Annotated in this window: 20 protein-coding genes; 10 read left to right on the top strand and 10 right to left on the bottom strand. The window is 64.2% G+C overall.

All coding sequences use genetic code 11. The features are described from left to right. Nucleotides 1-35 precede the first annotated feature (35 nt). The 4 genes from PQ457_RS01695 (at nt 36) to PQ457_RS01680 (ending at nt 4,751) form a co-directional block, all read left to right on the top strand. Complete coding sequence (locus PQ457_RS01695) at nt 36-1,421, top strand: MATE family efflux transporter (RefSeq protein ID WP_273618081.1); 1,386 nt, start codon at nt 36-38, stop codon at nt 1,419-1,421. A 135-nt stretch (nt 1,422-1,556) separates the two neighbouring features. Further along, the gene (locus PQ457_RS01690) at nt 1,557-1,844 is read left to right on the top strand and encodes a co-chaperone GroES (RefSeq protein ID WP_273618080.1); all 288 of its coding nucleotides are present in this window, start codon (nt 1,557-1,559) and stop codon (nt 1,842-1,844) included. A gap of 46 nt (nt 1,845-1,890) precedes the next feature. Continuing rightward, nucleotides 1,891-3,528: a chaperonin GroEL gene (groL, locus tag PQ457_RS01685; protein ID WP_273618079.1), complete on the top strand. Its 1,638-nt coding sequence runs from the start codon at nt 1,891-1,893 to the stop codon at nt 3,526-3,528. A 185-nt stretch (nt 3,529-3,713) separates the two neighbouring features. Beyond that, the gene (locus PQ457_RS01680; RefSeq protein ID WP_273618078.1) at nt 3,714-4,751 is read left to right on the top strand and encodes a serine hydrolase; all 1,038 of its coding nucleotides are present in this window, start codon (nt 3,714-3,716) and stop codon (nt 4,749-4,751) included. 169 nt (nt 4,752-4,920) lie between these two features. Here PQ457_RS01680 and PQ457_RS01675 read toward each other — a convergent pair whose 3' ends face one another. After that, nucleotides 4,921-5,109 carry a hypothetical protein gene (locus tag PQ457_RS01675; RefSeq protein ID WP_273618077.1) on the bottom strand — a complete coding sequence of 63 codons (189 nt, stop codon included), beginning with the start codon at nt 5,107-5,109 and terminating at the stop codon, nt 4,921-4,923. A gap of 259 nt (nt 5,110-5,368) precedes the next feature. Between PQ457_RS01675 and polA the strand changes: the two genes are divergently transcribed. Together polA and PQ457_RS01665 are read left to right on the top strand one after the other, a co-directional pair. Then, the gene (polA, locus tag PQ457_RS01670) at nt 5,369-8,218 is read left to right on the top strand and encodes a DNA polymerase I (RefSeq protein ID WP_273618076.1); all 2,850 of its coding nucleotides are present in this window, start codon (nt 5,369-5,371) and stop codon (nt 8,216-8,218) included. Then, entirely contained in the window at nt 8,218-9,321 is a 1,104-nt protein-coding gene (locus tag PQ457_RS01665; protein WP_273618075.1) for a mechanosensitive ion channel family protein, read from the top strand. The genes polA and PQ457_RS01665 overlap by 1 nt, the downstream gene beginning before the upstream one ends. Nucleotides 9,322-9,849: 528 nt before the next feature. Here PQ457_RS01665 and PQ457_RS01660 read toward each other — a convergent pair. The 7 genes from PQ457_RS01660 to hisS form a co-directional block, all read right to left on the bottom strand. Further along, nucleotides 9,850-10,632, bottom strand: a complete 783-nt coding sequence (locus tag PQ457_RS01660) for a universal stress protein (RefSeq protein WP_273618074.1) — start codon at nt 10,630-10,632, stop codon at nt 9,850-9,852. 171 nt (nt 10,633-10,803) lie between these two features. Continuing rightward, on the bottom strand, nt 10,804-12,018 hold the full coding sequence (gene metK, locus PQ457_RS01655; RefSeq protein ID WP_273619216.1) for a methionine adenosyltransferase: 1,215 nt from the start codon (nt 12,016-12,018) through the stop codon (nt 10,804-10,806). A 53-nt stretch (nt 12,019-12,071) separates the two neighbouring features. After that, nucleotides 12,072-13,712: an apolipoprotein N-acyltransferase gene (lnt, locus tag PQ457_RS01650; protein WP_273618073.1), complete on the bottom strand. Its 1,641-nt coding sequence runs from the start codon at nt 13,710-13,712 to the stop codon at nt 12,072-12,074. A 62-nt stretch (nt 13,713-13,774) separates the two neighbouring features. Continuing rightward, the gene (locus PQ457_RS01645) at nt 13,775-14,794 is read right to left on the bottom strand and encodes a DUF4167 domain-containing protein (RefSeq protein ID WP_273618072.1); all 1,020 of its coding nucleotides are present in this window, start codon (nt 14,792-14,794) and stop codon (nt 13,775-13,777) included. A gap of 235 nt (nt 14,795-15,029) precedes the next feature. Continuing rightward, nucleotides 15,030-15,884 carry a peptide chain release factor N(5)-glutamine methyltransferase gene (gene prmC / locus PQ457_RS01640; protein WP_273618071.1) on the bottom strand — a complete coding sequence of 285 codons (855 nt, stop codon included), beginning with the start codon at nt 15,882-15,884 and terminating at the stop codon, nt 15,030-15,032. Then, on the bottom strand, nt 15,881-16,945 hold the full coding sequence (prfA, locus tag PQ457_RS01635; protein WP_273618070.1) for a peptide chain release factor 1: 1,065 nt from the start codon (nt 16,943-16,945) through the stop codon (nt 15,881-15,883). Before prfA ends, prmC begins: the two co-directional genes overlap by 4 nt. Continuing rightward, nucleotides 16,946-18,184 carry a histidine--tRNA ligase gene (hisS, locus tag PQ457_RS01630; RefSeq protein ID WP_273618069.1) on the bottom strand — a complete coding sequence of 413 codons (1,239 nt, stop codon included), beginning with the start codon at nt 18,182-18,184 and terminating at the stop codon, nt 16,946-16,948. A gap of 150 nt (nt 18,185-18,334) precedes the next feature. Between hisS and PQ457_RS01625 the strand changes: the two genes are divergently transcribed. The 3 genes from PQ457_RS01625 (at nt 18,335) to ppa (ending at nt 21,653) form a co-directional block, all read left to right on the top strand. Then, a complete protein-coding gene (locus PQ457_RS01625) occupies nt 18,335-20,296 on the top strand; it encodes a M61 family metallopeptidase (protein WP_273618068.1) in 1,962 nt (653 codons plus the stop codon). Continuing rightward, nucleotides 20,297-20,974: a DUF1345 domain-containing protein gene (locus PQ457_RS01620; protein ID WP_273618067.1), complete on the top strand. Its 678-nt coding sequence runs from the start codon at nt 20,297-20,299 to the stop codon at nt 20,972-20,974. 139 nt (nt 20,975-21,113) lie between these two features. After that, nucleotides 21,114-21,653 (top strand): inorganic diphosphatase, encoded by a 540-nt coding sequence (gene ppa / locus PQ457_RS01615; protein ID WP_273618066.1) that lies wholly within the window; start codon nt 21,114-21,116, stop codon nt 21,651-21,653. A 56-nt stretch (nt 21,654-21,709) separates the two neighbouring features. Here ppa and PQ457_RS01610 read toward each other — a convergent pair whose 3' ends face one another. Both PQ457_RS01610 and PQ457_RS01605 read right to left on the bottom strand, forming a co-directional pair. Continuing rightward, on the bottom strand, nt 21,710-23,056 hold the full coding sequence (locus tag PQ457_RS01610) for a TldD/PmbA family protein (RefSeq protein WP_273618065.1): 1,347 nt from the start codon (nt 23,054-23,056) through the stop codon (nt 21,710-21,712). A gap of 85 nt (nt 23,057-23,141) precedes the next feature. Beyond that, entirely contained in the window at nt 23,142-23,582 is a 441-nt protein-coding gene (locus tag PQ457_RS01605) for a hypothetical protein (protein WP_273618064.1), read from the bottom strand. 196 nt (nt 23,583-23,778) lie between these two features. Between PQ457_RS01605 and lptB the strand changes: the two genes are divergently transcribed. Then, nucleotides 23,779-24,564, top strand: coding sequence for an LPS export ABC transporter ATP-binding protein (gene lptB, locus PQ457_RS01600; protein WP_273618063.1), 786 nt, complete (start codon nt 23,779-23,781; stop codon nt 24,562-24,564). Nucleotides 24,565-24,566 lie beyond the last annotated feature (2 nt).

Below are 24,566 nucleotides of genomic sequence, written 5' to 3'. Positions count from 1 at the left end.
TGTCCCGCAACAAAGCGCGCCTATGTCCGCGCCTTATGACGACGGGGGCGAACACGGGACTCTGGCGCGGCGAAGCGCTGGCCACGCTGCGACTGGCGGTGCCATTGGCAGCGGCCAATCTGCTGCAAATGGCGGTTTACGCGATTGACGTGATCTTTGTCGCCCGGCTGGGCCAGACCGCGCTGGCCGCATCCTCCCTCTCGGTCAGCCTGTTCGGCCTGCTGGCATGGAGCCTGTCGGGCCTGACGGGCGCTGTCTCGGCGCTGGTGGCGGCGGAACTGGGCGCACGCAATCATGCGGTGCGCTCGGTGCGGCGCTCGACGCGGATGGGCCTGTGGCTGGCGGTGGGCACCGGAGCTTTGGCCATGATCCTGTGCAGCTTCGGGCGCGAGATCCTGCTGATGACCGGACAGGAGCGCGAAGTGGCCGATCTGTCAGGCGGGTTCCTGCATGTGCTGAAATGGGCGATGGTGCCGATGCTGATCGGCAATGTGCTGCGCTCGGTGGTCTCGGCGCTGGGGCGCCCGGTGTTTGCCACCTTCATCACGGCGCTGGCCATCGCGGTCAATGCGGCGGGCAATTATGCGCTGGTGTTTGGCCATTGGGGCATGCCCGCGCTGGGGCTGCAAGGGTCGGCGCTGTCCAGCGTGATCACCGGATGCGTGACGGCGCTGGCCTATACGGCGGCGATTTTTGCCAATCGGCGGCTGCGGCGGCATTATCTTTTCGGCCATCTCTGGCGGCCCGACTGGCAGCGCCTGCGCGAAATTGTCGCCATCGGCGCCCCGATCTTCTTTCAGGTGCTGGCCGAGGCTGGGCTGTTTGGCGCCGCGGCCTTCCTGATGGGCCGTATCGGCGAGGCCGAACTGGCCGCGCATACGGTGGCCTTGCAGATCGCCGCCTTCACCTTCCAGATTCCGATGGGCATCGGGCAAGCCGCGACCATCCGCGTGGGATACCATTACGGCGCGGGCGACCGGGCGGCGATGGGGCGCGCGGGCTGGACTTCGCTCCAGATCGGCCTGTGCATCGCGCTGTTCTCCTCCTCACTGATGGTGATTGCCCCGCGCCTGCTGCTCTCGGCCTATATTGACGTGAACGCGGCCGAGCGTGCGGTGATGGTGGCGCTGGCGGTGCGCTATCTGGTGGTGGCCGCCGCGTTTCAGTTGGTCGATGCCACGCAGGTCATTCTGGCGGGGGCGCTGCGCGGCCTGCAGGACACCAAGGTGCCGATGGCGATTGCCCTGCTGGGCTATTGGGTGCCGGGGTTTGGGGTTTCGGTGATGCTGGGTCTGGGCACGGGGCTGCGCGGGTTTGGCGTGTGGATCGGGCTGGCCACCGGCCTTGCCGTGGTGGCAGTGATGCTGCTGTGGCGCTGGAACCGGCGCGAGGCGCTGGGGCTGGTCCATACGCGGGCCTGAAATTTTTTTGGGTCCTGAATTTTTTGTCCAAGGGTGCCTTGACGCCCTCTGACCCCGCACCCATATCCGGAGCGTTGGCACTCTCAGGGTGGGAGTGCCAAGAAGCATTTTCAACTTGAGAGAGGTAACACTCCCATGTCGTTCCGTCCTCTGCACGACCGCGTGCTGGTCCGCCGCGTCGAAGCCGAAGAAAAGACCGCCGGTGGCATCATCATCCCCGACAGCGCCAAGGAAAAGCCTGCTGAAGGCATCATCGTTTCGGTGGGCACTGGCGCCCGCAACGAAGCCGGCGTTGTGACCCCGCTGGAAGTCAAGGCTGGCGATCGCGTGCTGTTCGGTAAGTGGTCGGGCACCGAAGTCAAGGTCGCGGGCGAAGACCTGCTGATCATGAAGGAAAGCGATATCCTCGGCATCATCGGCTGAGTTGATACGCATCTTTTAACCATCTGATATTTCAAAGGAACAGATCATGGCCGCCAAGGACGTGAAATTTGGTCGCGACGTACGCGAACGCATTCTCAAGGGCGTTGACACGCTTGCCGACGCCGTCAAGGTGACGCTGGGCCCCAAGGGCCGCAACGTCGTCATCGAAAAGAGCTTCGGCGCCCCCCGCATCACCAAGGACGGTGTTTCGGTCGCCAAGGAAATCGAACTGAAGGACAAGTTCGAAAACCTGGGCGCGCAGATGCTGCGCGAAGTGGCCAGCAAGGCCAACGACAAGGCCGGTGACGGCACCACCACCGCCACGGTTCTGGCTCAGGCCATCGTGCGCGAAGGCCTCAAGGCTGTTGCCGCCGGCATCAACCCGATGGACCTGAAGCGCGGCATCGACACCGCTGCTGCTGCTGTGGTGGCCGATCTGGCAAACCGCTCGAAGCCGGTGGCCGATTCGGCCCAGATCGCCCAGGTCGGCATCATCTCGGCCAATGGCGACACCGAAGTTGGCCAGAAGATCGCCGAAGCGATGGAAAAGGTCGGCAAGGAAGGCGTGATCACCGTCGAGGAAGCCAAGGGCCTCGAGTTCGAACTCGATGTCGTCGAAGGCATGCAGTTCGACCGCGGCTACCTGTCGCCCTACTTCGTGACGAACCCCGAAAAGATGACCGTGGAACTGGATAATCCCTACATCCTGATCCACGAAAAGAAGCTCTCGTCGCTGCAGTCGCTGCTGCCGATCCTCGAAGCTGTGGTGCAGTCGGGCCGTCCGCTGCTCATCATCGCTGAAGACATCGAAGGCGAAGCGCTGGCGACCCTCGTGGTCAACAAGCTGCGCGGTGGCCTGAAGATCGCTGCCGTCAAGGCTCCCGGCTTCGGCGACCGCCGCAAGGCCATGCTGGGCGATATCGCCACGCTGACCGCCGGTGAAATGATCTCGGAAGATCTGGGCATCAAGCTCGAAACCGTTACCCTTGGCATGCTGGGTCAGGCCAAGAAGGTCACGATCGACAAGGACAACACCACGATCGTCGACGGTCTGGGTTCGGCCGAAGACATCAAGGGCCGCGTTGAGCAGATCAAGGCGCAGATCGAAGTCACCACCAGCGACTATGACCGCGAAAAGCTGCAGGAACGTCTGGCCAAGCTGGCTGGCGGCGTGGCCGTCATCAAGGTCGGCGGTTCGACCGAAGTGGAAGTCAAGGAACGCAAGGACCGCGTTGACGACGCCCTGCACGCCACGCGCGCGGCCGTCGAAGAAGGCATCGTCCCCGGCGGCGGCACGGCTCTGCTCTATGCCACCAAGGCTCTGGAAGGCCTGAAGGGCGCGAACGAAGACCAGACCCGCGGCATCGACATCGTGCGCCGCGCGATCTCGGCCCCGATCAAGCAGATCGCTGAAAACGCTGGCGTCGATGGCGTCCTCGTGGCCGGCAAGCTGCTGGATCAGGCCGACGAAACGCTGGGCTTCAACGCTGCGACCGAAACCTACGAAAACCTGCTGGCTGCTGGCGTGATCGACCCGACCAAGGTTGTGCGCACCGCTCTGCAGAACGCTTCGTCGGTGGCGGGCCTGCTGATCACGACCGAAGCCGGTATCGTGGACAAGCCCGAAGACAAGCCTGCCATGCCCGCGATGCCGGGCGGCGGCATGGGTGGCATGGACTTCTAAGTCCACGCATTATCCAAGGCAAAATGGGAAACCCGGAGGGAGCAATCTCTCCGGGTTTTTCCTTATGTTTACGGAGGTTCCCTGATCCCATCGCAGACACGGGGCGCTTCATCGACAGGTGGGATGACAAAGAGGTGGAATTGGAGTTTACCGGATATTAGCTTAGACGGGCCTATTTCCAGAACATGCTAAAAGCTCAGAACGCGATTCTCGGCGCTTTGGCGCTCACCGTGGCAATTGCCGCTCCCCCTGTGCTGGCCAAAGGCGATGTCGATGGTCTGGAACAGGCTTTCGACCGCGTGTTCAGCAGCGGCTCGGCACGGCCGCCCCAACCGGCGGTTCTCCTGCCCCGGCAAAACCCCACCGGCATCAATGGTTTCGAAGCGCGTCTGGCCCAATTGGCGAGCGCTTCGCAGGGTCGGATCGGCGTGGCCGCGGTCGACCTTTCCTCCGGGCGCGGCGTCTCGGTCATGGGCGATCAGCCTTTCCCGCTGGCCAGCACCGGCAAGATCGCCATAGTCGCCACCTTCCTCGAAGGGGTGGATCAGGGCCGCTACAAGCTGACCGATCGTTTCCCGCTGATGATGCCGGTGCCTTCGGCCCGATTCTCCAGCGCGGTGGCGCCGGTGCGTCCGGGCGCAATGCTGTCGGCCGAGCAATTGATCGAATTGGCCATCACCCGCAGCGACAATCACGCGACGGACGCTCTGCTGGCCGCCATCGGCGGGCCTCAGGCGGTGACGCGCTGGCTGCGGCGAAACGGCATCAACGGCATCCGGCTGGACCGTGACATTGCCACGATGGTGCGCGATGACGGCGCCATCGACCCGGCGCGCAAAATCGATCTGCGCGATTCGACCACGCCCCAGGCGATGGCCGTCCTGCTGGCGGGCCTGTATCAGGGCCAATGGCTCAGCGCGCAGAGCCGCGAAGTGCTGTTGGGCGCGATGTCGCGTTGCCGCACGGGCATCCACCGGATGCGCGCCGCCCTGCCCGGCGATGCCATGGTGGGCCATAAGACCGGCACGCTGTCGAACACATCGAGCGATGTCGGCCTGATCCGCAGCAGCGATGGGCGCACGATTGCCGTGGCGATCTATGTCACCGGCCAGGGCGGCAAGCCCGGCCGCGATCAGCGCATCGCCAGTATCACCCGCGCGATCTATGACGGCTATCAGGCCGAAACAGCCAGCGATCTGGCCATGATCGGCGGATCGCGCTAGGCAATCCCCTGCCGCATGCAAAAAGGCGCCGGGCGAATGATCGCCCGGCGCCTTTTTGCATGCGGCGCCTCATTTTTCCCGAAGCGCCCCGCATGCGGGCAAAGGAAAAGGCGCGCGGGACAGATCCCACGCGCCCTGACCTCTAAACTTCGCGCTTTCGCGCAGAAGATTAGTTCGACGAAGCAGCCGAAGCGACTTCCGAAGCAGCCGAGTCAGCAACCGAAGCGGCCGAGTCAGCAACCGAACCAGCGTCCGAAGCAACCGATTCAGCCGAGGTAGCGGCTTCTTCGGTCTTCGAGCAAGCGGCGAGCGACAGAGCAGCGCCAGCAACGGCAGCGGCGAGAATGATCTTGCGCATGTGAGTATCCTTGAACAGCGAGTGGACCACGCGCGACACTGTCCACCGGGGTGGTCGCGCCGTGCGGAAAGCCTACCGCAGGAGTAGACTTCACGCGCCAAATAAACGGCTTGTTCATTCGATGCAAGCGCTAGTCGCATTTACCTGTGCATCCCATCGCATTTGGATAGCGATAACCGGGTTGGCTCGGCCTATTTTCCCCCCGAATCCGGCCCCGCTGCGCCTTTTCGTGGGGCCGCCTTGGCCCTATGGATAATTCATGGAAAACACGACACCGCGCCGCCCCCATCTCTATCTGGTCGATGGATCGGCCTATATTTTCCGCGCCTATCACCGGTTGCCGCCCCTGACGAATCCGGCCGGGACCCCGGTTGGCGCGGTTTTTGGCTATACCACGATGCTCTGGAAACTGGCCGAGGACCTGCACAAGGCCGACGGACCGACTCACCTTGCCGTGATTCTCGACAAGTCGGGGAAAAGTTTCCGTAATGACATCTTTCCCGCCTATAAAGCGAACCGCCCGCCCGCACCCGAGGATCTGGTTCCGCAATTTCCCCTGATTCGCGATGCCACGCGCGCCTTTTCGCTGCCCCTTATTGAAGAAGCAGGGCTTGAGGCCGACGACATGATCGCCTCCTATGCCCGCGCGGCGCAGGCGCAGGGGTGGGATGTCACCATCGTTTCCTCGGACAAGGACCTGATGCAACTGGTGGGCGAAGGCCCGGACGGTTCGCGAGTCGACATGCTCGACACGATGAAGAATCAGCGCATCTTCATCCCCGAAGTGGGCGAGAAATTCGGCGTGACCCCCGAACTGGTTGGCGATGTGCTGGCGCTGATGGGCGATGCGGTGGACAATGTGCCCGGCATTCGCGGCATTGGTCCCAAAACGGCGACCAAGCTGATCCAGGAACATGGCAATCTGGATAATGCGCTGGCCGCCGCCGCGACGATGAAGGCCAGCAAGCTGCGCGATAATCTGATCGAACATGCCGAGATGGCGCGCCTGAGCCGCATTCTGGTGGCGCTCAAGGAGGATTGCGCCCTTCCCCTGCCTCTGGAAGCCTTCGAGCTTGGCGCGATCCCTCCTGAGCCTCTGGCGGCATTTTTGGCCGAACATGGCTTTACCAGCCTTTTGAAGCGGCTCGATGGCGGCCGGGGCAGCCCGGAGCGCGCCACTCAGCTGCATCCGCCCAAGGCCGTCACAGCCGGCAAGACGCCCGCCACAGGCGCCGCGCGTCAGGACAGCGCCGCGATGCCCGCCATCGATCTGGCCGCCTATGAATGCGTGCAGAGCCTTGAGGCGCTGGATCGCTGGATCGAGCGCGGCTTTGCCGCGCGGCTGGTGGCCTTTGACACGGAAACCAGCGCGCTGGACGCGATTGGTGCCGATCTGGTGGGCATCAGCCTGTCGGTCGGACCGAATCAGGCCTGCTACATCCCCCTTGGCCATCGCGGCAGCGATATGTTTGCCGAAAAGCCCCAGCAGATCGACCGCGACGAAGCGCTGCGCCGGTTGAAGCCGCTGCTCGAATCCGATGCGGTGATGAAGGTTGGCCAGAACATCAAATATGACCTCAATGTCATGGCCCGTTTCGGCATCACCGTTTCACCCATCGACGACACGATGGTCATCAGCTTCGATATGGACGCGGGCCGCAGCGAAGAAGGGATCGGCGGCGGCCACGGCATGGACGAACTGGCCCAGCGCCACCTTGGCCACACCTGCATCGCCTTCAAGGACGTCTGCGGCACCGGCAAGAAGCAGATCAGCTTTGCCGAAGTCGCGCTGGAGCGCGCCACCCAATATGCCGCCGAGGACGCCGAGGTGACATGGCGCCTGCATCACCTGCTCAAACCCCGTCTGGCCGCCGAGGGCGCAAGCCGCATCTATGAGCGCGTCGATCGCCCGCTGGTGCCCGTCGTGGCCCAGATGGAGCGCCATGGCATCAAGGTCGACCGCGAGCGCCTTGCAGGCCTCTCACAGCAGTTTGCCGAGGCGATTGCCGCGCTGGAGGGCGAGATCCACGCGCTGGCGGGCGCCCCCTTCACCATCGGCAGCCCCAAGCAATTGGGCGAGATCCTGTTTGACCAGATGGGGCTGAAAGGCGGCAAGAAGGGCAAGTCTGGCCAATATTCGACCGACCAGTCGGTGCTGGAAAAGCTGGAGGCCGAGGGCGTGCCCATCGCGCGCAAGGTTCTGGAGTGGCGCCAGCTGGCCAAATTGCGCAGCACCTATACCGAGGCGCTTCAGGCCGCGATCAGCCCGGTCACGGGCCGCGTTCACACCAGCTACAGCCTTGTTGGGGCACAGACGGGCCGTCTTTCCTCGACGGAGCCGAATTTGCAGAACATTCCGATCCGCACCGAAATCGGCCGCCAGATCCGCGACTGCTTTGTGGCCGAACCGGGCAACGTCCTGATGGCCGCCGACTACAGCCAGATCGAGCTGCGCCTTGCCGCGCATATGGCCGATGTGCCCGCCCTGAAGGAAGCCTTTGCCAGCGGCGCCGATATTCACGCCGCCACCGCGCAGGAATTGTTCGGCGAAGTCAACCGCGAGACGCGCGGGCGGGCCAAGACGATCAATTTCGCCATCCTCTACGGCATCTCGCGTTGGGGGCTGGCCCCGCGCCTGGGCGTGACGCCCGAAGAGGCGCAGGCGATGATCGACACCTATTTCGCCCGTTTCCCCGGCATCCAGCGCTATATCCACGAAACACTCTCGACCGTGCGCGAGCGGGGCTATTCCGAAACGCTGTTTGGCCGCAAATGCTGGTTCCCGCGCATCAATTCGAAGAATCAGGCCGAACGGCAGGGCAGCGAGCGCGCCGCGATCAACGCCCCGATCCAGGGCACCTGCGCCGACATCATCAAACGCGCCATGGCCCGGATGCAGCCCGCGCTGGCCGCCGCCGGTCTGCCCCATGTGCGCATGCTGCTGCAGGTGCATGACGAACTGGTGTTTGAACTGCCCGAGGGCGATGTCGAGGCGGCCAAAACCGTCGTCCGCGCCGTGATGGAAGAAGCCGCAGGGCCTTCCGTGGCGATTTCCGTGCCGCTGGGCGTCGAAATCGGCGTAGGGGCCAGTTGGGGCGCCGCACACTGATGATCACCATCACCAATCTTACCAAGGGCAAATTGCCGCTGGCGCTGCCCGCCGACGCGCTCGAACCCGACCAATGGCCCTCGATCAACGAGGTGATGCACTGGTCCGGCCGCATGACCCATGCCGCCGTGGTGCTGGGCATCGGGCTGGGCGTGGCGCTGGTGCTGCATCTGGCCTGTTTCGCCTTTTTGCGGCGCATGGCCCGGCGCAGCGAAAATCCCGCCGAAGCCGTTGCCGCAGCCCAGCTCTATCACGCTTTCCGCTGGGCCTTTCTGGCCGGCGGCATGGCGTCCGCCGCGGGCGGCAACAAGCTGGTGGCCAAGCTGTGGAACGGGATCGAGGGCTTTGTCGTCCCGGCGCTGACCGGCTGGGTGCTTTATGCGCTGGTGCGGACGGGGGCCGAACTGATGACCCGCCGCGCCATCACATCGGGCGACGAATTGACCGCGCGCAGCCGCACCACGCGCATCGCGCTGCTCTCGCGCTCGATGGCCTTTGTCATCATCTTCATCACCGTGGCGCTGATGCTGCTGGGGGTTCCGGCGGTGCGCCATATCGGCGCCACGCTGATCGCTTCGGCCGGTTTGATGGGTCTGGCGGTGGGCGCCGCGGCCCAGCCTGCGCTCAAATCGCTGATCGCGGGTTTGCAGATCGCGCTGACCGAACCGATTCGCATCGGCGATTTCGTTGTGGTCGAGGGCGAACAGGGCCGCGTGGAGGACATTCGCCTGTCCTATGTCGTGATTCGCACCGGGGACGAGCGGCGGCTGATTGTGCCCACGGTCAAGTTTCTCGACGCCACGTTCCAGAACTGGACGCGCGTGGGCGGGATCACGGGTTCGGTGGTGCTGCCGATTCGCCCCGGTTTTGCCATCGAGCCGATCCGTCAGGCGTTTCGCGCCGCGATTGACCAGATGGAGACATGGGACCGGCGCACCGGCGATCTGGTGGTGTCCGAATCGCGCGTGGGCTCGGTGGAATTGAAGCTGCTGGTCAGCGCGGCCAATCCGGCCGATCTTGGCGCTTTGCGCAGCGGGCTGCGCGAGGTGATGCTGGAATGGCTGAGGGTTAACGCGCCCGACGCGCTTTGCACGAAAACCTGATTGCGCGCCGATCACTTGCGGATCATGCGGGCAAAGAAAAACCCGGCCGAAGCCGGGCTTGGAAGTTTGGGAGAGGATGCCTGAAAGGCATGGTCTTTATGCCCCCACCACCACTTTTGTGCAAGTGCGAAATGCGATACGCTTGTTGCAAATAGCGCAATCAATCGAACACCGGGAATCCGCCATTTCCACTGGATAGCGCCGCCTCACCCGGCGCATTGCATCGCACAAATCACGCGCGCAAAAAAAGGCCCGACCGTTGCCGGTCGGGCCGTGGAAGTTTTGGGAGAGGATGCCTGAAAGGCCCGTCCTCTATGCCCATCGCGACGTCTTGCAGCAAATGCACATTCATCATGGCCGATTGCATAAAGCGCAATGATGCGCAAAAAGGCGAAATTTCAATGGTAAATCATTGGATTACCAACCGGCCAATCCAGACCTTCCTTTTACAATACGTATGCAAGACAAATCAAAGGCCGAAGCATGCCCCCACATGCTCCGGCCCGCAATCGTCAGACCTGCCGACGATCAATGCGCAAACAGCAGACTCGGCCCATCCTTGAGATCGAGGAAATAGCGCGTCACCCCGCCCAGCAGGAATTCGCGCAACCGGCTGTGGCCAAAGGCGCCCATCACCAGCAATTGCGCCTGCATGCGCGAGACGGCAGACGCCAAAGTCTCCTCGATCGAACCGACACGGGTCAGCGAATCGATTTCCGCCTTCACCCCATGGCGCGAAAGATATTGCACCGCGTCGAGCGGCGGAAACACGCCCGCCTTGTCACCCACGGTCAGCACATGGACCGATTGGGCCAGACGCAACAGGGGCAAGGCCCCGCGCAGCGCCACCGCCGCCTCATGCGAGCCGTCCCATGCCACCGCGACGCAATTGACCGGCGTGATCAACGGGCGGTCCTGATCGACCACGAGAATTGGCGCCTTGCCGTCCATGGCCAATTGCCCGGCAAATTCACACCCGCGCGACAGCACAATCACATCGGAGAGCAGCGAAGCCTCGGTCATCGCATCGACCGGCTCCTCCTCGCCGCGCAGGATGTCGAAAGGCACATCCTCGTTGCGCAGCCGCTGGGCCAGTTCCTCGGCGAATTCATCGTCGCGCTTGACCGCCTCGCGCACCGCATCGGCCGCCAGATAGCCGCCGCCCAACGCATCCATCGCCATAAATCGCGCCACCGGCGTATCGATCAGCACGCTGACATGACCGCCCGTGCTGCGCGCCAGCGACAGTGCCGTTTCCAGCCTTGCGGGGGTTTCCTCGGTTTGGTCGGCATAAACCAGAATAGAGCGCATATTCGGTCTCCCTTTTTCTATGGACCGTGTCCCATCCGTCGCGGGCAACAATACTCCTGCAAAAGTAACCTACCATGACTCAGGTCAAGCCGCTCCATCCAATAGAGCGGGCAAGAAAAAAGGCGGCGATGCGCGATGCACCGCCGCCTTCCATCGTTAATGGCGCAAGGCTCAGGACAGAGCGGCTTTCAGCGCATCGACCAGATCGGCGCGTTCCCACGGGAAGGAATCGCCATCGGGGGTGCGGCCGAAATGGCCATAGGCAGCGCTGGGGCCATAGATCGGCTTGTTCAGGCCCAGACCCAGACGGATGCCGCGCGGCGTCAGACCGCCCAGCTTTTCTTCCGCCACCTTGGCAATCGCGGCCTCAAGCGCGGCATCGCTCACCGTGCCGGTGCCGGCCGTGTCGACATAGAGCGAGAGCGGACGCGCCACGCCGATGGCGTAGGAGAGCTGGATCGTCACGCGCGTGGCAAGGCCCGCAGCCACGACATTCTTGGCCAGATAGCGCGAGACATAGGCGGCGCTGCGGTCCACCTTGGTCGGATCCTTGCCGCTGAACGCGCCGCCGCCATGCGGGGCCGCGCCGCCATAAGTGTCCACGATGATCTTGCGCCCGGTCAGGCCGGCGTCACCATCGGGGCCGCCGATTTCAAAGCTGCCGGTGGGGTTGATGTGCCACACCGTCTCGCCCGTGATGAAGCCTTCGGGCAGGATCGCGCCGACGGCCTGCTTCACATAGGCTTCCAGTTCGGCCTTCTTGGCGCCTTCGTCATAGCCCGCCTTGTGCTGGGTCGAAACGACGATGGCGGTCGCGGCCACCGGCTTGCCGTGGTGATAGCGCAGCGTAACCTGGCTCTTGGCGTCGGGTTCGAGGAAAGGCGCCGCGCCCGAGTGACGGTCCTTGGCGAGCTGTTCGAGGATCTTGTGGCTGTAATAGAGCGTGGCCGGCATCAGGTCGGGGGTTTCATCGCAGGCAAAGCCGAACATGATGCCCTGGTCGCCCGCGCCCTCGTCCTTGTTGTCGCCCGCGTCCACGCCCTGCGCGATATGCGCCGACTGGCCATGCAGGCGGTTGATGAATTCCAGCTTCTCCCAGTGGAAACCGTCCTGTTCATAGCCGATGCGCTTGACCGTATCGCGCACGGTCTTTTCGATTTCGGCCTGCGCGCCCGGCGCCCATTGCCCGTTCTCATAGACGCCCTTGCAGCGGATTTCGCCCGCCAGCACCACCAACTGCGTGGTGGTCAGCGTTTCGCAGGCGATGCGCGCTTCGGGGTCCTTGGACAGGAACAGGTCGACGATGGCGTCCGAAATCTGGTCCGCCACCTTGTCGGGATGGCCTTCCGAAACGCTTTCGGAGGTGAAGAGGTAATCACTGCGCAAGGTATCGGACATGGAAATCCTGCCATATAAAGGTTTCTTTATGCGACCCCCTACTAGCCCCGAGCGCGGCGCAACACAAGGGTGGCCAGCATAAGAAGAACTAATCCAATCCCAATCGAAAGCATGTTGCCCCAGCGCGCAAACAGCGTGGGCGCCAGCGCGGGCGGGACCATGCCGTCCAGCCGCGCCGCCTGCCCCCGATCGGCCCTTTGGCGCACAACGCCATGGCCATCGATCACCGCGCTCACGCCGTTGGTGGTCGAACGCAGCACCGGCAGGCCTTCCTCGATCGCGCGCAAACGGGCCTGCGCCAGATGCTGGGGCGGGCCCCAACTGCCGAACCAGCCATCGTTGGAGGGGTTGAAGATATAGTCGGGCCGGTGCGCCCGATCGACCACCGCGCCGGGGAAAATGATCTCATAGCAGATCTGCATCCCCGCCTTGCCCAGCGCGCCCAGATCGAGCGTCTGCGGCCCCGGCCCCGGGCGGAAATCGAAATCGCCCGGCACCAGCCGTTCCAGCCCGATCATCTTGAGCCATTGGCGCTGGGGCAGATATTCGCCGAAAGGCACCAGATGTGCCTTGGCGTAATGGGCGGCGATCCGGCCATGATCGTCGATCCCGGCGATGACATTCTGGCCCCCGGTGGCATTCACGCCTTGCAGGTCCAGATCGACCGTGCCGGTCAGCAGCAGCCCGCCCGCCCCGATCGTGCGCGCCAGACGCCAGCGCGCCAGCCAAGGGTCGCCGCCAAAAGTGAACTGATAATACCACGCCGGATAGCCGTCGCGCACATAATCAGGCACCCCCGACTCAGGCCAGAGCACCAGCCGCTTCTGGCCCGGCACTCTGGGCGCGGACAATTTGGCCGAGGCGACATATTGCGCCTCGAAATGGGTGGGATCGTCCAGATCCTCCTGCGCGATATTGGGCTGGATCAGCGTATAGGCGACATGGCCCTGCGGCGTGGCCGGGCCGGGCAGAACCATGGCGACAAGGCCCAGCGCGAAAGGCCCCGCCATCATCGCGCCGCCCCCCGTGCGATTGCCCAGCAACCACCGCATCCGCCCTTCGGCCGCAACGCCCGCCATGGCCACGGTCAGCCCCGACAGGCCATAGGTGCCCAGCCAGGGCGCCAAAAGCGCCAGACCCGGCCGCGCATCCCCGCCCAGCAAAGCCGCGCCCAGCGGATTCCAAGGAAAGCCGGTAAACAGCCATCCGCGCAAAGCCTCGGCCAGAATCCAGCATCCGGCAAAACCCAGCACACGCGACACCCCGCGCCCGCGCAGGAACCAGCCCCCCGCCATCGCCATGGCCGGGAAAAGCGCCAGATAAAGCGAGAGCAGAAATACCGCCAAACCGCCCAGCCATGGCGGCATCTTGGCCTGATAGGTGAAAGCCGTGGCGATCCAGTTCAGCCCCAGCGTGAAATGGCCCAAGCCCCACAGCCAGCCCGCCAGAGCGGCCCAGCCCGCATGGGGCAATCGCGCGGCGATCCACAACAGGACGCCAAGGCTGAGCAAGGTGAGCGGCCAGAGACCAAGCGGCTGAAAACCCAGCGCGCCGACCGCGCCGATGGCGGCCAAAGCCGCGCCACGCCAGCCCCAATGCCAGCAGGCCCGCGCGAAGAGCTTTGCCTTGCGCTTGTATTTGCCGAAATATTTGTCGTGCCAAGGCTTTGCCGCGTCATCCATGGCGGCATGCTTTAGCGGGGGCGGCCTGTGCCGTCACCCCGCCTTGGCATTATCGGCGCAGATTACTCTGCGCTCTCGCTGGGCGCGGCCACGGCCTTGCGGCGAGGCGCACGGCGCTTGGGGGCCGGAGCGGGCTCGGCCTCAACGGCAACCGGTGCCTCGACAGCGGCCTGCACCACCGGTTCGGCGGGCTTAGGCTCGGGAGCCTTGACCTCGGGAGCCTTCGGTTCGGGAGCCTTGCGCGGCGTGGCGGAAATGGCCGGCGGCAAAGCCGCTCCCAGACCCGAACCATCCACCGGCGCGGCCGCCTTTTCGGCCGTCACACGCGGCGCGCGCGGGGCGCGCTCTTCACGAGGAGCGCGTTCTTCGCGGGGAGCCCGTTCTTCGCGGGGAGCCCGTTCTTCGCGGGGAGCCCGTTCTTCGCGGACAGCACGTTCCTCACGAGGCGCACGTTCTTCACGCGGGCGGTCGTCGCGGCGAGGGCGGCGTTCCTCTCGGCGGCCACGCGGTGCGCGCGGGCTGCGATTTTCGCGCAGGAAGGGGTTTTCCGCAGGCTCATAGATGTTGGGTGACGATTCGCCCGCACCCTCGGCCCCGGTCTCGCCGGTTTCGCCACCCTGCTCTTCGCCGGGTTCCTGAGCGGCTTCCTCGCTGCGGCGCGGCGCTTCGGCGCGCGGCTCGCTGCGCTCTTCGCGCTCGCGGCGGGTATAGACCGGCGGCGCGTCGAAAGCGGGGAAATCGCTGTCCACGGCGAAATCGCCCTGATCGTCGCCATCATCGCGGCCCGCATCGCCATTGTCCTGCCAGCGGTCATCGCGGCGCGCGCGCGATTCTTCCTGACGCAGGCGCGTATCGGCGATCACACGAAAGTAATGATCCGCAAATTGCAGATAATATTCGGCCTGAACACGGTCGCCATTAAGATGGGCGTCCTGTGCCAGCTTGCGATATTTCTCCAGCAATTGCGGGGCATTGCCCCGCGCCCGGCTGTCAATGCGGTTAAGCTGCTGACCACCATTTTGCGGCCGACCGTTGTTGTTGCCACGGCCACGGCGGCGGTTATTCCCACGATTGTTGTTCAAGGGTGAGTATTCCTTAACCCCGGATCGCCGCTCGGCCTCTATGCCGGCGTGCTCCTCGTCCTGTCATTATGCCGCGCCGCGAAATCGCCGCGAGGCCCTGTTTCGTCGGGTCCAGCCTCAATCGGCTTATCCTGACGAAGATGCTGGAGTAGCACCAGCCAGAGGGGAAGATCCCATCCCTCGGCGGTCCTGTTGGTTCAATTAAAAGCCCCGCCCGCAAAAGCCAAGCGGAATCTTACGAAATCGCCCGGCTTTCCTGAGAAAGCACGAGCGCGCGGGGCCGATTGGCCAGATCAAGCCGTAATTTTACGGCAAAACCGGCATCTGCGGCAATTTGTCCCACCGCCTGGGCCTGTTGATGGCCGATTTCGATCACGGCCACCCCGCCCGGCATCAGCAGATCGGGCAATTGGGGAATCAGGACGCGGTAATCGTCCAGCCCCTCGGCCCCGGCAAACAGCGCGCTGGCCGGTTCGTAATCGCGCACGCTGGGGTCCAGCGCGGCGTCTGATTCCACATAGGGCGGATTGGCCAGAATGAGATCGAACCGCCCCAGCCCATCGGCCCAGCCCGCCTGTGTCCAGTCGGCCAGCACCATCTGCGCCCGCTCGCCCAGCCCCAACGCCTCGGCATTGCCCTGCGCCACGGCCAGCGCTTCGGGTGAAGCATCAATGCCCACACCCTGCGCCACGGCCCGTTCATGCAGGACCGAGAGCAGCAAGGCCCCCGTTCCCGTACCGCAATCCAGCACGCGGCCCAGAACGTAATCAGGCGCGGCGCAGGCATCGAGCGCGGCCTCGACAATCGTCTCGCTGTCGCCGCGCGGGATCAGCGTGGCGGGCGTGACGCGAAAAGGCAGGCCCCAGAATTCCTGATGACCGGTGATATGGGCAACCGGCTCATGGGCGGCGCGCCGCGCGATCAGCCTATCGAACCCATCGGGCGCGCCATCGCTCATATGGCGCAGCAGCAGATCGGTGCGGCTGCACCCCAGCGCATGGGCCATCAGCACCTCGGCATCCAGCCGCGCGGTGTCGCTGGTCGCGCTCAGGCTCTCGGCAGCGGCCCGAATGGCCTGCGCAACGTTCATTCGCCCAAGGCCGCCAGCCTCTTGGCCTGATCCTCATGGATCAGCGCCGAGACCAGTTCGCCCAGCCCCGGCCCTTCGAGGATCTCGGGCAGGCGGTGGAGCGTCAGGTTGATCCGGTGATCGGTGACGCGGCCTTGGGGGAAATTATAGGTGCGGATGCGTTCCGATCGGTCGCCGCTGCCCACCATGGCCTTGCGGGCCTCGGCTTCCTCGCCCTGCGCCGCGTCGCGCTGGGCCTCAAACAGGCGAGCGCGCAGGACCTGCATCGCCTTGTCCTTGTTCTTGTGCTGGCTGCGCGCATCCTGACAGGTGACGACGGTGCCGGTCGGCAGGTGGGTGATGCGCACGGCCGAATCGGTGGTGTTCACATGCTGCCCGCCCGCGCCGCTGGCCCGATAGACGTCGATCTTGAGGTCCTTGTCCTCGATCTGCACATCCACCTCGTCCGGTTCGGGCAGAATAGCGACCGTGGCGGCGGACGTATGGATGCGCCCCCCGCTTTCCGTCACGGGCACGCGCTGAACCCGGTGAACGCCGGATTCAAACTTCAGCTTGGCAAACACGCCCTGCCCGCTGACATGGGCGACCACTTCCTTGAAGCCGCCGATTTCGCTGGCATTCGCGCTGACCATTTCGACGCGCCAGCCCTGTTCGGCGGCATAGCGTTCATACATGCGGTAAAGGTCGGCGGCGAAGAGAGCGGCCTCGTCGCCCCCGGTCCCGGCGCGGATTTCCAGCATGGCCGGGCGGCTGTCGGCATTGTCGCGCGGCAACATGGCGATGGAAAGCGCCCGCTCGGCCTCGGGCAGGGCGGCGCGGATGCGAGCAATCTCCTCCTCGGCCAGCTCGCGCATGTCCGGATCATCCAGCGCGGCAAGGCTTTCCAGCTCGCCGCGCATCGTCGCCACGTCCGACGCCGCGCGGGCCACCGGCTCCAGCTCGGCATAATCGCGGGACGCCGCCACGAAATCGGCCCCCTCCAGCGTGCCGGAGGCCAAACGCGCCTCCAGCTCGGCAAAACGCGCCGCAATCTGGGCCAGACGAGTGGAGGGGATGGTCATTTAGGCGATCAGCGCCTCGATCCGGGCCGCATCAGCGTCAACATTGCGCAGACGCTGCGTCACGCCCTCATCGCCCCAGCCCAACGCAAGGATGGCGCGCGTGTTGGTCTTGACCGCCTTGTCGAACCGCTTGCGAGGGGATCCGGTGGCCACCAGTTCGGCCGACAGACCGCCACGGCGCAATTTGGCGGCAATCGCCACACCATCGGCAATCGCGCGGTCATCCTCGACCACCACGGTCACATCGGTGCGATCCTCGGCAATCAGGCCGCCCCCCGATACCAGCATCGCCAGCCGCTCGACACCCGCCGCCCAGCCGACCGCCGGGGTCGGCGCGCCGCCAAGGCTTTCGATCAACCCGTCATAACGCCCGCCGCCAAGGACAGTGCCCTGCGCGCCCAGACGGTCCGTCACAAATTCAAACGCGGTGTGGCGATAGTAATCGAGGCCGCGCACCAGAGCGCCATTGCGCGTCCAGGCCACGCCCGCCGCGTCCAGACCGCCCGTAACGGCGGCGAAGAAATCCTGCGCTTCGCTCGACAGGTAATCGTCGATGCGCGGGGCATTGGGCAGGAAAGCCTTGTCGCGGGGGTCCTTGGAATCGAGGATGCGCAGCGGGTTCTTTTCCAGACGCTCCTGCGAATCTTCGGAGAGTTCCCCCTTCACCGCGCGGAAATAGTCGATCAGCGCCGCGCGCCATGCCTCGCGGCTTTCCCCATCGCCCAGCGTGTTGAGCGTCAGCGTCACGCCCTCGGCAATGCCCAGTTCCTTCAGCAACTGATCGGCCATGACCAGCAGTTCAACATCGGCGGTGGGTTCGCCCGCGCCGATCACTTCGGCGTCGATCTGGTGAAACTGGCGATAGCGGCCCTTTTGCGGGCGTTCATAGCGGAAGAGCGGCCCATGCGTGGCCAGTTTCACCGGCGCATATTGTTTCCAGCCATTCGTCAGATAGGCGCGCGCAAGGCCAGCGGTAAATTCGGGGCGCAAGGTCAGCGATTCCCCGCCGCGATCCTCGAAAGAATACATTTCCTTCGACACCACATCGGTCGTCTCGCCAAGGCTGCGCGAAAACACCGTGGTCTTTTCAAAGACCGGCATTTCCACCCGGCGGAAACGGTACAATTTGCGCACGCGCTCGAACGTCTCCACCACAAAGGCGAAAGCGTCGGCATCGGCGCCGAAAATGTCCTGGGTGCCGCGGATGGCCTGCGGCGTTTCGATCTGGGGCTTGCTCATGGATTTGCCCCCTATACGCAGGCGCGCCCAAGGTGAAGCCCCATGATGATCCGGGGCGAAAACGGGACTTGCTGACATGGCGGTAAATAACCTGTTCATCCCGCTTGCTGGCCCCTTGCTGGCGGCGCGGCTTCGCGTCATGAAGTCGTCATGACAAAACCCATGAATGCACGCGCCCACATCGCTTTGGGCCTCTCCGCCGCCGCCCTCCTTTTCACCTCGCCCGCGCTGGCGCAGCGTTCCGCGCCCACGGCCATTCCCGTGGTGCAAGGCGTGCCCGATGCCAAGGATATGCCCTATCCGGGCGGCATGATCACGCTGGATATTGACGCGACCGACATCGCGCGCGGCCTGTTTCGCGTTTCGCAAACCGTGCCGGTGGCGCCGGGTGCGAAAGAGCTGATCCTGCAATTGCCGCAATGGGTTCCGGGCGGCCACAATCCGCGCGGCACGATTGACCAGCTCGTCGATGTCAAATTCTATGCCGATGGCAAGCTGCTGACCTGGCATCGCGATCCGGTCGAGGTCTTTGCCTTTCACATCGATCTGCCTGCGGGCGCCAAATCGGTGGTGGCCAAATTCATCCACACCTCGCCCTTGCAGAGCAGCGAGGGGCGCATCACGATGACGCCCGAAATGCTCAACCTGCAATGGGACCGGATGAGCCTCTATCCCGCCGGCTATTACACGCGCCAGATCAAGTACAAGCCGACCGTCACCTTCCCCGAGGGCTGGCAGGTGGCCACCGCGCTGGATGGCAAGCAGGTGAGCGGCAACAAGGTGACATGGGATGTCATCGATTATGAGGCGCTGGTCGATTCGCCGATCTTTGCGGGCGCCTATTTCAAGCGTTTCGACCTTGGGCGCGGCGTGTTCATGAATGTCGTGGCCGACAAACCCGAACTGCTCGACATCAAGCCCGAACATCTGGCCACTTACAAGGCGCTGGTCGATGAGGCCTGGGCCAATTTCGGGTCGTTCCATTTCGACCATTACGACTTCCTGCTGGCGCTGACCGACCGGATGGGCGGCATCGGGCTGGAGCATCACCGCTCTTCCGAAAACGCGATGATGCCCAAGGCGTGGACCGACTGGAAGGATCTGGACTGGGCGCGCAATGTGATCAGCCACGAATTCACCCATAGCTGGGACGGCAAATTCCGCCGCCCCGACAAGCTGTGGACCCCCGATTACCGCCAGCCGATGCAGGGCAATCTGCTCTGGGTCTATGAAGGGCAGACGCAGTTCTGGGGCTATGTGCTGGCCGCGCGTTCGGGCATCCAGAGCAAGGAAGCCATCCTTGGCGCGATTGCCGCCAATGCGGGCATGTTCACCCAGTGGCCCGGCCGCGACTGGCGCAGCGTCGAGGACACCGGCTTTGATCCGGTCATCTCGGGCCGCCGCGCCAAGCCCTATGCCAGCATCAACCGCAACGAGGATTATTACACCGAAGGCGCGCTGATGTGGCTGGAGGCGGACCAGATCATCCGCGAAGGCACCAAGGGCAAGAAGGGACTGGACGATTTCGCGCGCGCGTTCTTCGGCATCAAAAACGGCGACTGGGGCGAGGTCGTCTATAATTTCAAGGATGTGGCCGCCGCGCTGAACGGCATCTATGCCTATGATTGGACAACCTTCCTTGACAAGCACATGAACCAGCCCGGTCAACCTGCGCCTTTGGCGGGCATCGAAAAGGGCGGCTACCGGCTGGTGTGGAAGGATACGCCCAACCCTTATGACAAGGGCCGTTTCGCGGCGGCTAAGGCGCTCAGCCTGGCCCATTCGCTGGGCATCGTGCTGAACCGTGAAGGCGTGATCACCAGCACCTTGTGGAACAGCCCGGCCTTTGACGCCGCGCTGGTGACCGGCACCAAGATTGTGGCCGTCAACGGCGCAGCCTACAGCGAGGACGCGATCAAGGCTGCGATCACCGGTGCCAAGGGCAATGACAAGCCCATCACGCTGGTGACGCAACGCGGCGAAAAGGTGGCGACCGTGGTGCTGAACTACCATGACGGTCTGCGCTATCCTTGGCTGGAGCGCGCTGCCGGTGGCAAGGAACCGGCGGGGCTTGATGTGCTGCTGGCGCCCAAGCGTCTGGCGGGCAAGTAAATGAAAAAGCGCGCAGGTTTGCGCTGGCCGCTGCCTGCGCGCTTTTCGCTGTTTCTGGGACTGTTCGCGCTGGGCACGGGGCTGCTGGGGGCGCAAGGACTGCGCTGGGGTCAGGCGGTGCTGGGCGGGTTCGATCTGGGGGCGCTGGTCTTCATCGTCTCGCTCTGGCCGCTCTCGCGCGACAATACGCCCGCGCAAATGCGGCTCCATGCGCGCCAGAATGACGCCAACCGCTTGGCCGTGCTGGTGATCAGCGCGATGTTCATGCTGGTGATCGTTACCGCGCTTTTTGTCGATCTGCCCCATGCGCGGGGCGATACAGGCTATGCCAAAGGGGCCGCGTTGATCCTCATTCTGGCCAGTCTGGTTATAGCATGGTTATTTTCGAACCTCATTTACACATTACATTACGCCCATGTCTATTATGGTGCAGAACATGAAGACGGGCTGCGCTTTCCCGCACCTGACCCTGCCAATTCATCCCGCCCCACGGCCCATTGCCCTAATTTCTGGGACTTTTTCTATTTCGCGCTGACCATCGGCATGGCCTTTGCCACATCGGATGTGGAAATCACCAGCCCGCGCCTGCGCCGGTTGGCCACAGTCCATGGCGCGCTGGCGTTTTTCTATAATCTGGTCGTGCTGGCTTTTACCATCAACGTCACGGCGGGCAGTTAATCACTTCACCAATTCGGTGCAGGTATTAAGACCGCGCCGCTGTTGCAATGCAATACGCCCAAGGCTAGGGCTTTCCCCGCAGATTCCTGCGCGACACCCGCAAGGGGCGGTGTCGCTCACATATAAAAATGACGGTGCCATGGACATCAGCAAAATTTCGGTCGGCAAAAGCCCGCCTGACAATCTGAACGTCATCATCGAGGTTCCTACCGGGGGCGAACCTGTGAAGTATGAGTTCGACAAGGACTCGGGCGCTCTGTTCGTGGACCGTATCCTGCACACGCCGATGCGCTATCCGGCCAACTATGGCTTTGTGCCGCACACGCTCTCGCCCGATGGCGATCCGCTGGACGCGCTGGTGGTGGCCCGCTCGCCCTTCGTGCCGGGCTCGGTGGTGCGTTGCCGCCCGATCGCGGTGCTCAACCTCGAAGACGAAGCGGGCGGCGATGAAAAGCTGCTCTGCGTGCCCGATGACAAGACCTTCCCTTACTATGCCAATGTAAAGGAAAAGGAAGATCTGCCCGACATCATCGCCCAGCAGGTCGAACACTTCTTCACCCACTATAAGGATCTGGAATCCGAAAAGTGGGTCCGCATCGGCACCTGGGGCAATGCGGCCGACGCGCGCCAGATCGTGACCGAAGCGATCGAACGCTATCAGGCCGGCAAGAAGGCCTGACAGCAAAAGGGGCGGGTCATTCCCGCCCCTTTTTCTTTGCTCAGTCGCCCGCGCCCTTAATCCCCGGCAATCGTCATGCCATCGATGCGGATGGTCGGCACATTGATCGTGCGATACCATTCCAGATCATCGGCCGGGGTCATCGCCCGGAACATATCGACCAGATTGCCCGCCACGGTGAATTCCGCCACCGGCCCGGCAATCTCGCCCTTCACAATGCGAAAGCCCGAAGCGCCCCGGCTGTAATCGCCCGTCACACCATTGACGCCGTGCCCGATCAGCTCGGTCACATAGACGCCATCCTCAATATCCGCGATCAGTTCGGCCACAGACACGCTGCCGGCCGCCAGATGCAGATTGCCCGGCGACACGCCCGGCGCCCCGCCGCCGCCGCGCCCGGCATGGCCCGTCGGCGCCAGGCCCAATTGCCGCGCCGAGGCGCATTCCATCAGCCATCCCGTGATCCGCCCGTCGCGCACCAGATCGCGCGGGGCCGTGCGCAAACCCTCGCCATCAAAGGGCCGCGAGCGGAAACCGCGCAACCGCAGCGGATCATCGACAATGCGCACCGCGCTGTCGAACAATTGTTCCTCCAGCCGCCCGATCAGAAAGCTGGAACGCCGCGCAATCGAGGCCCCCGACATCGCGCCCAGCAAATGGCCGATCAGCGACCCGCCCACGCGCGGGTCCAGCACCACCGGCGCGGGACCGCTCTTCATCCGCCCCGGATTGAGCCGCGCCACGGCGCGCTCGCCCGCCTGTCGGCCGATTTCGGCGGGAGGGATCAGATCCTCGCGGTGGCGGGCCATGCGGTGCGCGTAATCGCGCTGCATCGCGCCGCCTTCTCCCGCCACCACGCTGGCCGAAATCGAGCGGCTGGTGGCGGCATAGGCCCCGGCAAAACCGTGGCTGGTGGCCAGCGCCATGACCGCGCCGCCGCTCGATGCGCCCGCACCCTCGCTGTTGGTCACGCCCGCCACGGCGCGCGCGGCATCCTCGGCCTCTTCGGCCAGAGCGCGCAAGGTCTGCGGGCTGGGCTCACCGCTGTCGACCAGATCGAGATCGGGGAACGGTCCCTTGAACAGCAGTTCCTCAGGCGCGAGCCCCGCATAGGGATCTTCGGGCGCCCCCTGCGCCATGGCCAACGCTCGCGCCGCCAGTTCGGCCAGCGCATCGTCGGAAAGATCAGAGGAACCAATCGAGGCAGAGCGCCGCCCGACAAAGACCCGCAGCCCAATATGCTCGCTTTCGGACCTTTCCACATCCTCCAGCCGCCCCAGCCGCACCGACACGCTTTCCGAGGCATCGGCGATATAGACCGCATCGGCGGCGTCCGCCCCGGCCTTGCGCGCGCGTTCGATCAGGGCCTGCGCCCTTTCCTGTGCCTGAAGCGGGGTAAGCATGGCGGTCTGGGCAACTCCTGAAGCCTTGGTAGGGCGCAGGCTCTAACGCCCCGCCCCGCCAAGAGCAATGCGCTTGACCAGACCCTTAGGCCATCATCATCGCCACCAGCCGAAAACCGCCCGTGACCACAAAGGGCAGGCCGATGGCCGCGGCCCAGACCATCGCTCGGTCCTTGTAAAAGGCCCCTGCGCGCGCCGGATCGCCCGCCTCGGCATCGCTCAGCCGGGTCCAGCGCCGCTCCATCATCCGGCAGGCCGGGATGATCGCCCCCACCAGCACGACCAGCGCCAGCCCCGGCAGCACCGAGGCGCTGCCCTCGCGCAGGGCGGCAATGGTCACGAAAATCTGCAGGCCGGTGTAAACCAGCAAGGCATAGGCGATGTGATCGCTGATCCGCTTGCGCCAATCCAGCAAAATGCCCCCCTGTCTGTGAGGGGCCGACCCGTGCCGAACGTGCGGGCGCGATTTGCCCACCGCCGCATCGGCAAACGCATCGGCAGGCGCATCAAGGCGTGCCTTGGCCATGAACCCTCTTCCCCTATCCCGGCCTTTTGGCCTTTCGGCCATACTGGCCTTTGGTATGAGTAAAACATCCTTGCCCGCTGCGATCAAGCGCAATCGGCCGCGCGCCTTGGGCGTTTTGTCCCAACCATGCATGAAACCTGCCAATCGGGCGCATCGCCCTTGCCCAATGCCGCCGCCATGCCTAAAATGGCCCCAGATGACCCAGACAATCGCCCCCGAAGCCGGCCTTGCCGGCCGTCAGTCCGATCCCAATGGCTCGTTTTCCGGGCTTCAGGTCGTGTCCATCGCCAAGAGCTATGACAAGCGCGCGGTCCTGACCGACATCTCGCTCGAGGTGGCCAAGGGCGAGGTCATGGGCCTGCTCGGCCCCAATGGCGCGGGCAAGACGACGTGCTTCTATTCGATCATGGGGCTGGTGCGGCCCGATTCCGGGCGCATCCTGCTCGACGGGATCGATATCACCAATCTGCCGATGTATCGCCGCGCGATTCTGGGCCTTGGCTATCTGCCGCAGGAAACCTCGATCTTTCGCGGGCTGACGGTGGAGCAGAACATTGCCACCGTGCTCGAACTGGTCGAACCCGATCCGGCGACGCGGGCAGGCGAGTTGGAGCGGCTGCTGGAGGAATTCGGCCTGACGCGGCTGCGCGCCAGCCCGTCGATGGCGCTGTCGGGCGGCGAGCGTCGCCGTGCGGAAATCGCCCGCGCGCTGGCGGCCAAGCCCTCGATCATGCTGCTCGACGAGCCTTTCGCGGGCATCGATCCTTTGTCGATCGCGGATATTCGCCATCTGGTGCATGATCTGAAACAGCGCGGCATCGGCGTGCTGATCACCGACCACAATGTGCGCGAAACACTGGAAATCTGCGACCGCGGCTGCATCATCTATGGCGGGCAGGTCTTGTTTGCCGGCAGCCCGGAAGCGCTGGTGGCCGACGAAAACGTGCGCCGCCTGTATCTTGGCGAAGGTTTCACGCTCTGATG

The organism is Novosphingobium humi (genome assembly GCF_028607105.1).
Lineage (GTDB): Bacteria > Pseudomonadota > Alphaproteobacteria > Sphingomonadales > Sphingomonadaceae > Novosphingobium > Novosphingobium humi.
This window is presented reverse-complemented; position numbering and strand designations above follow the sequence as displayed.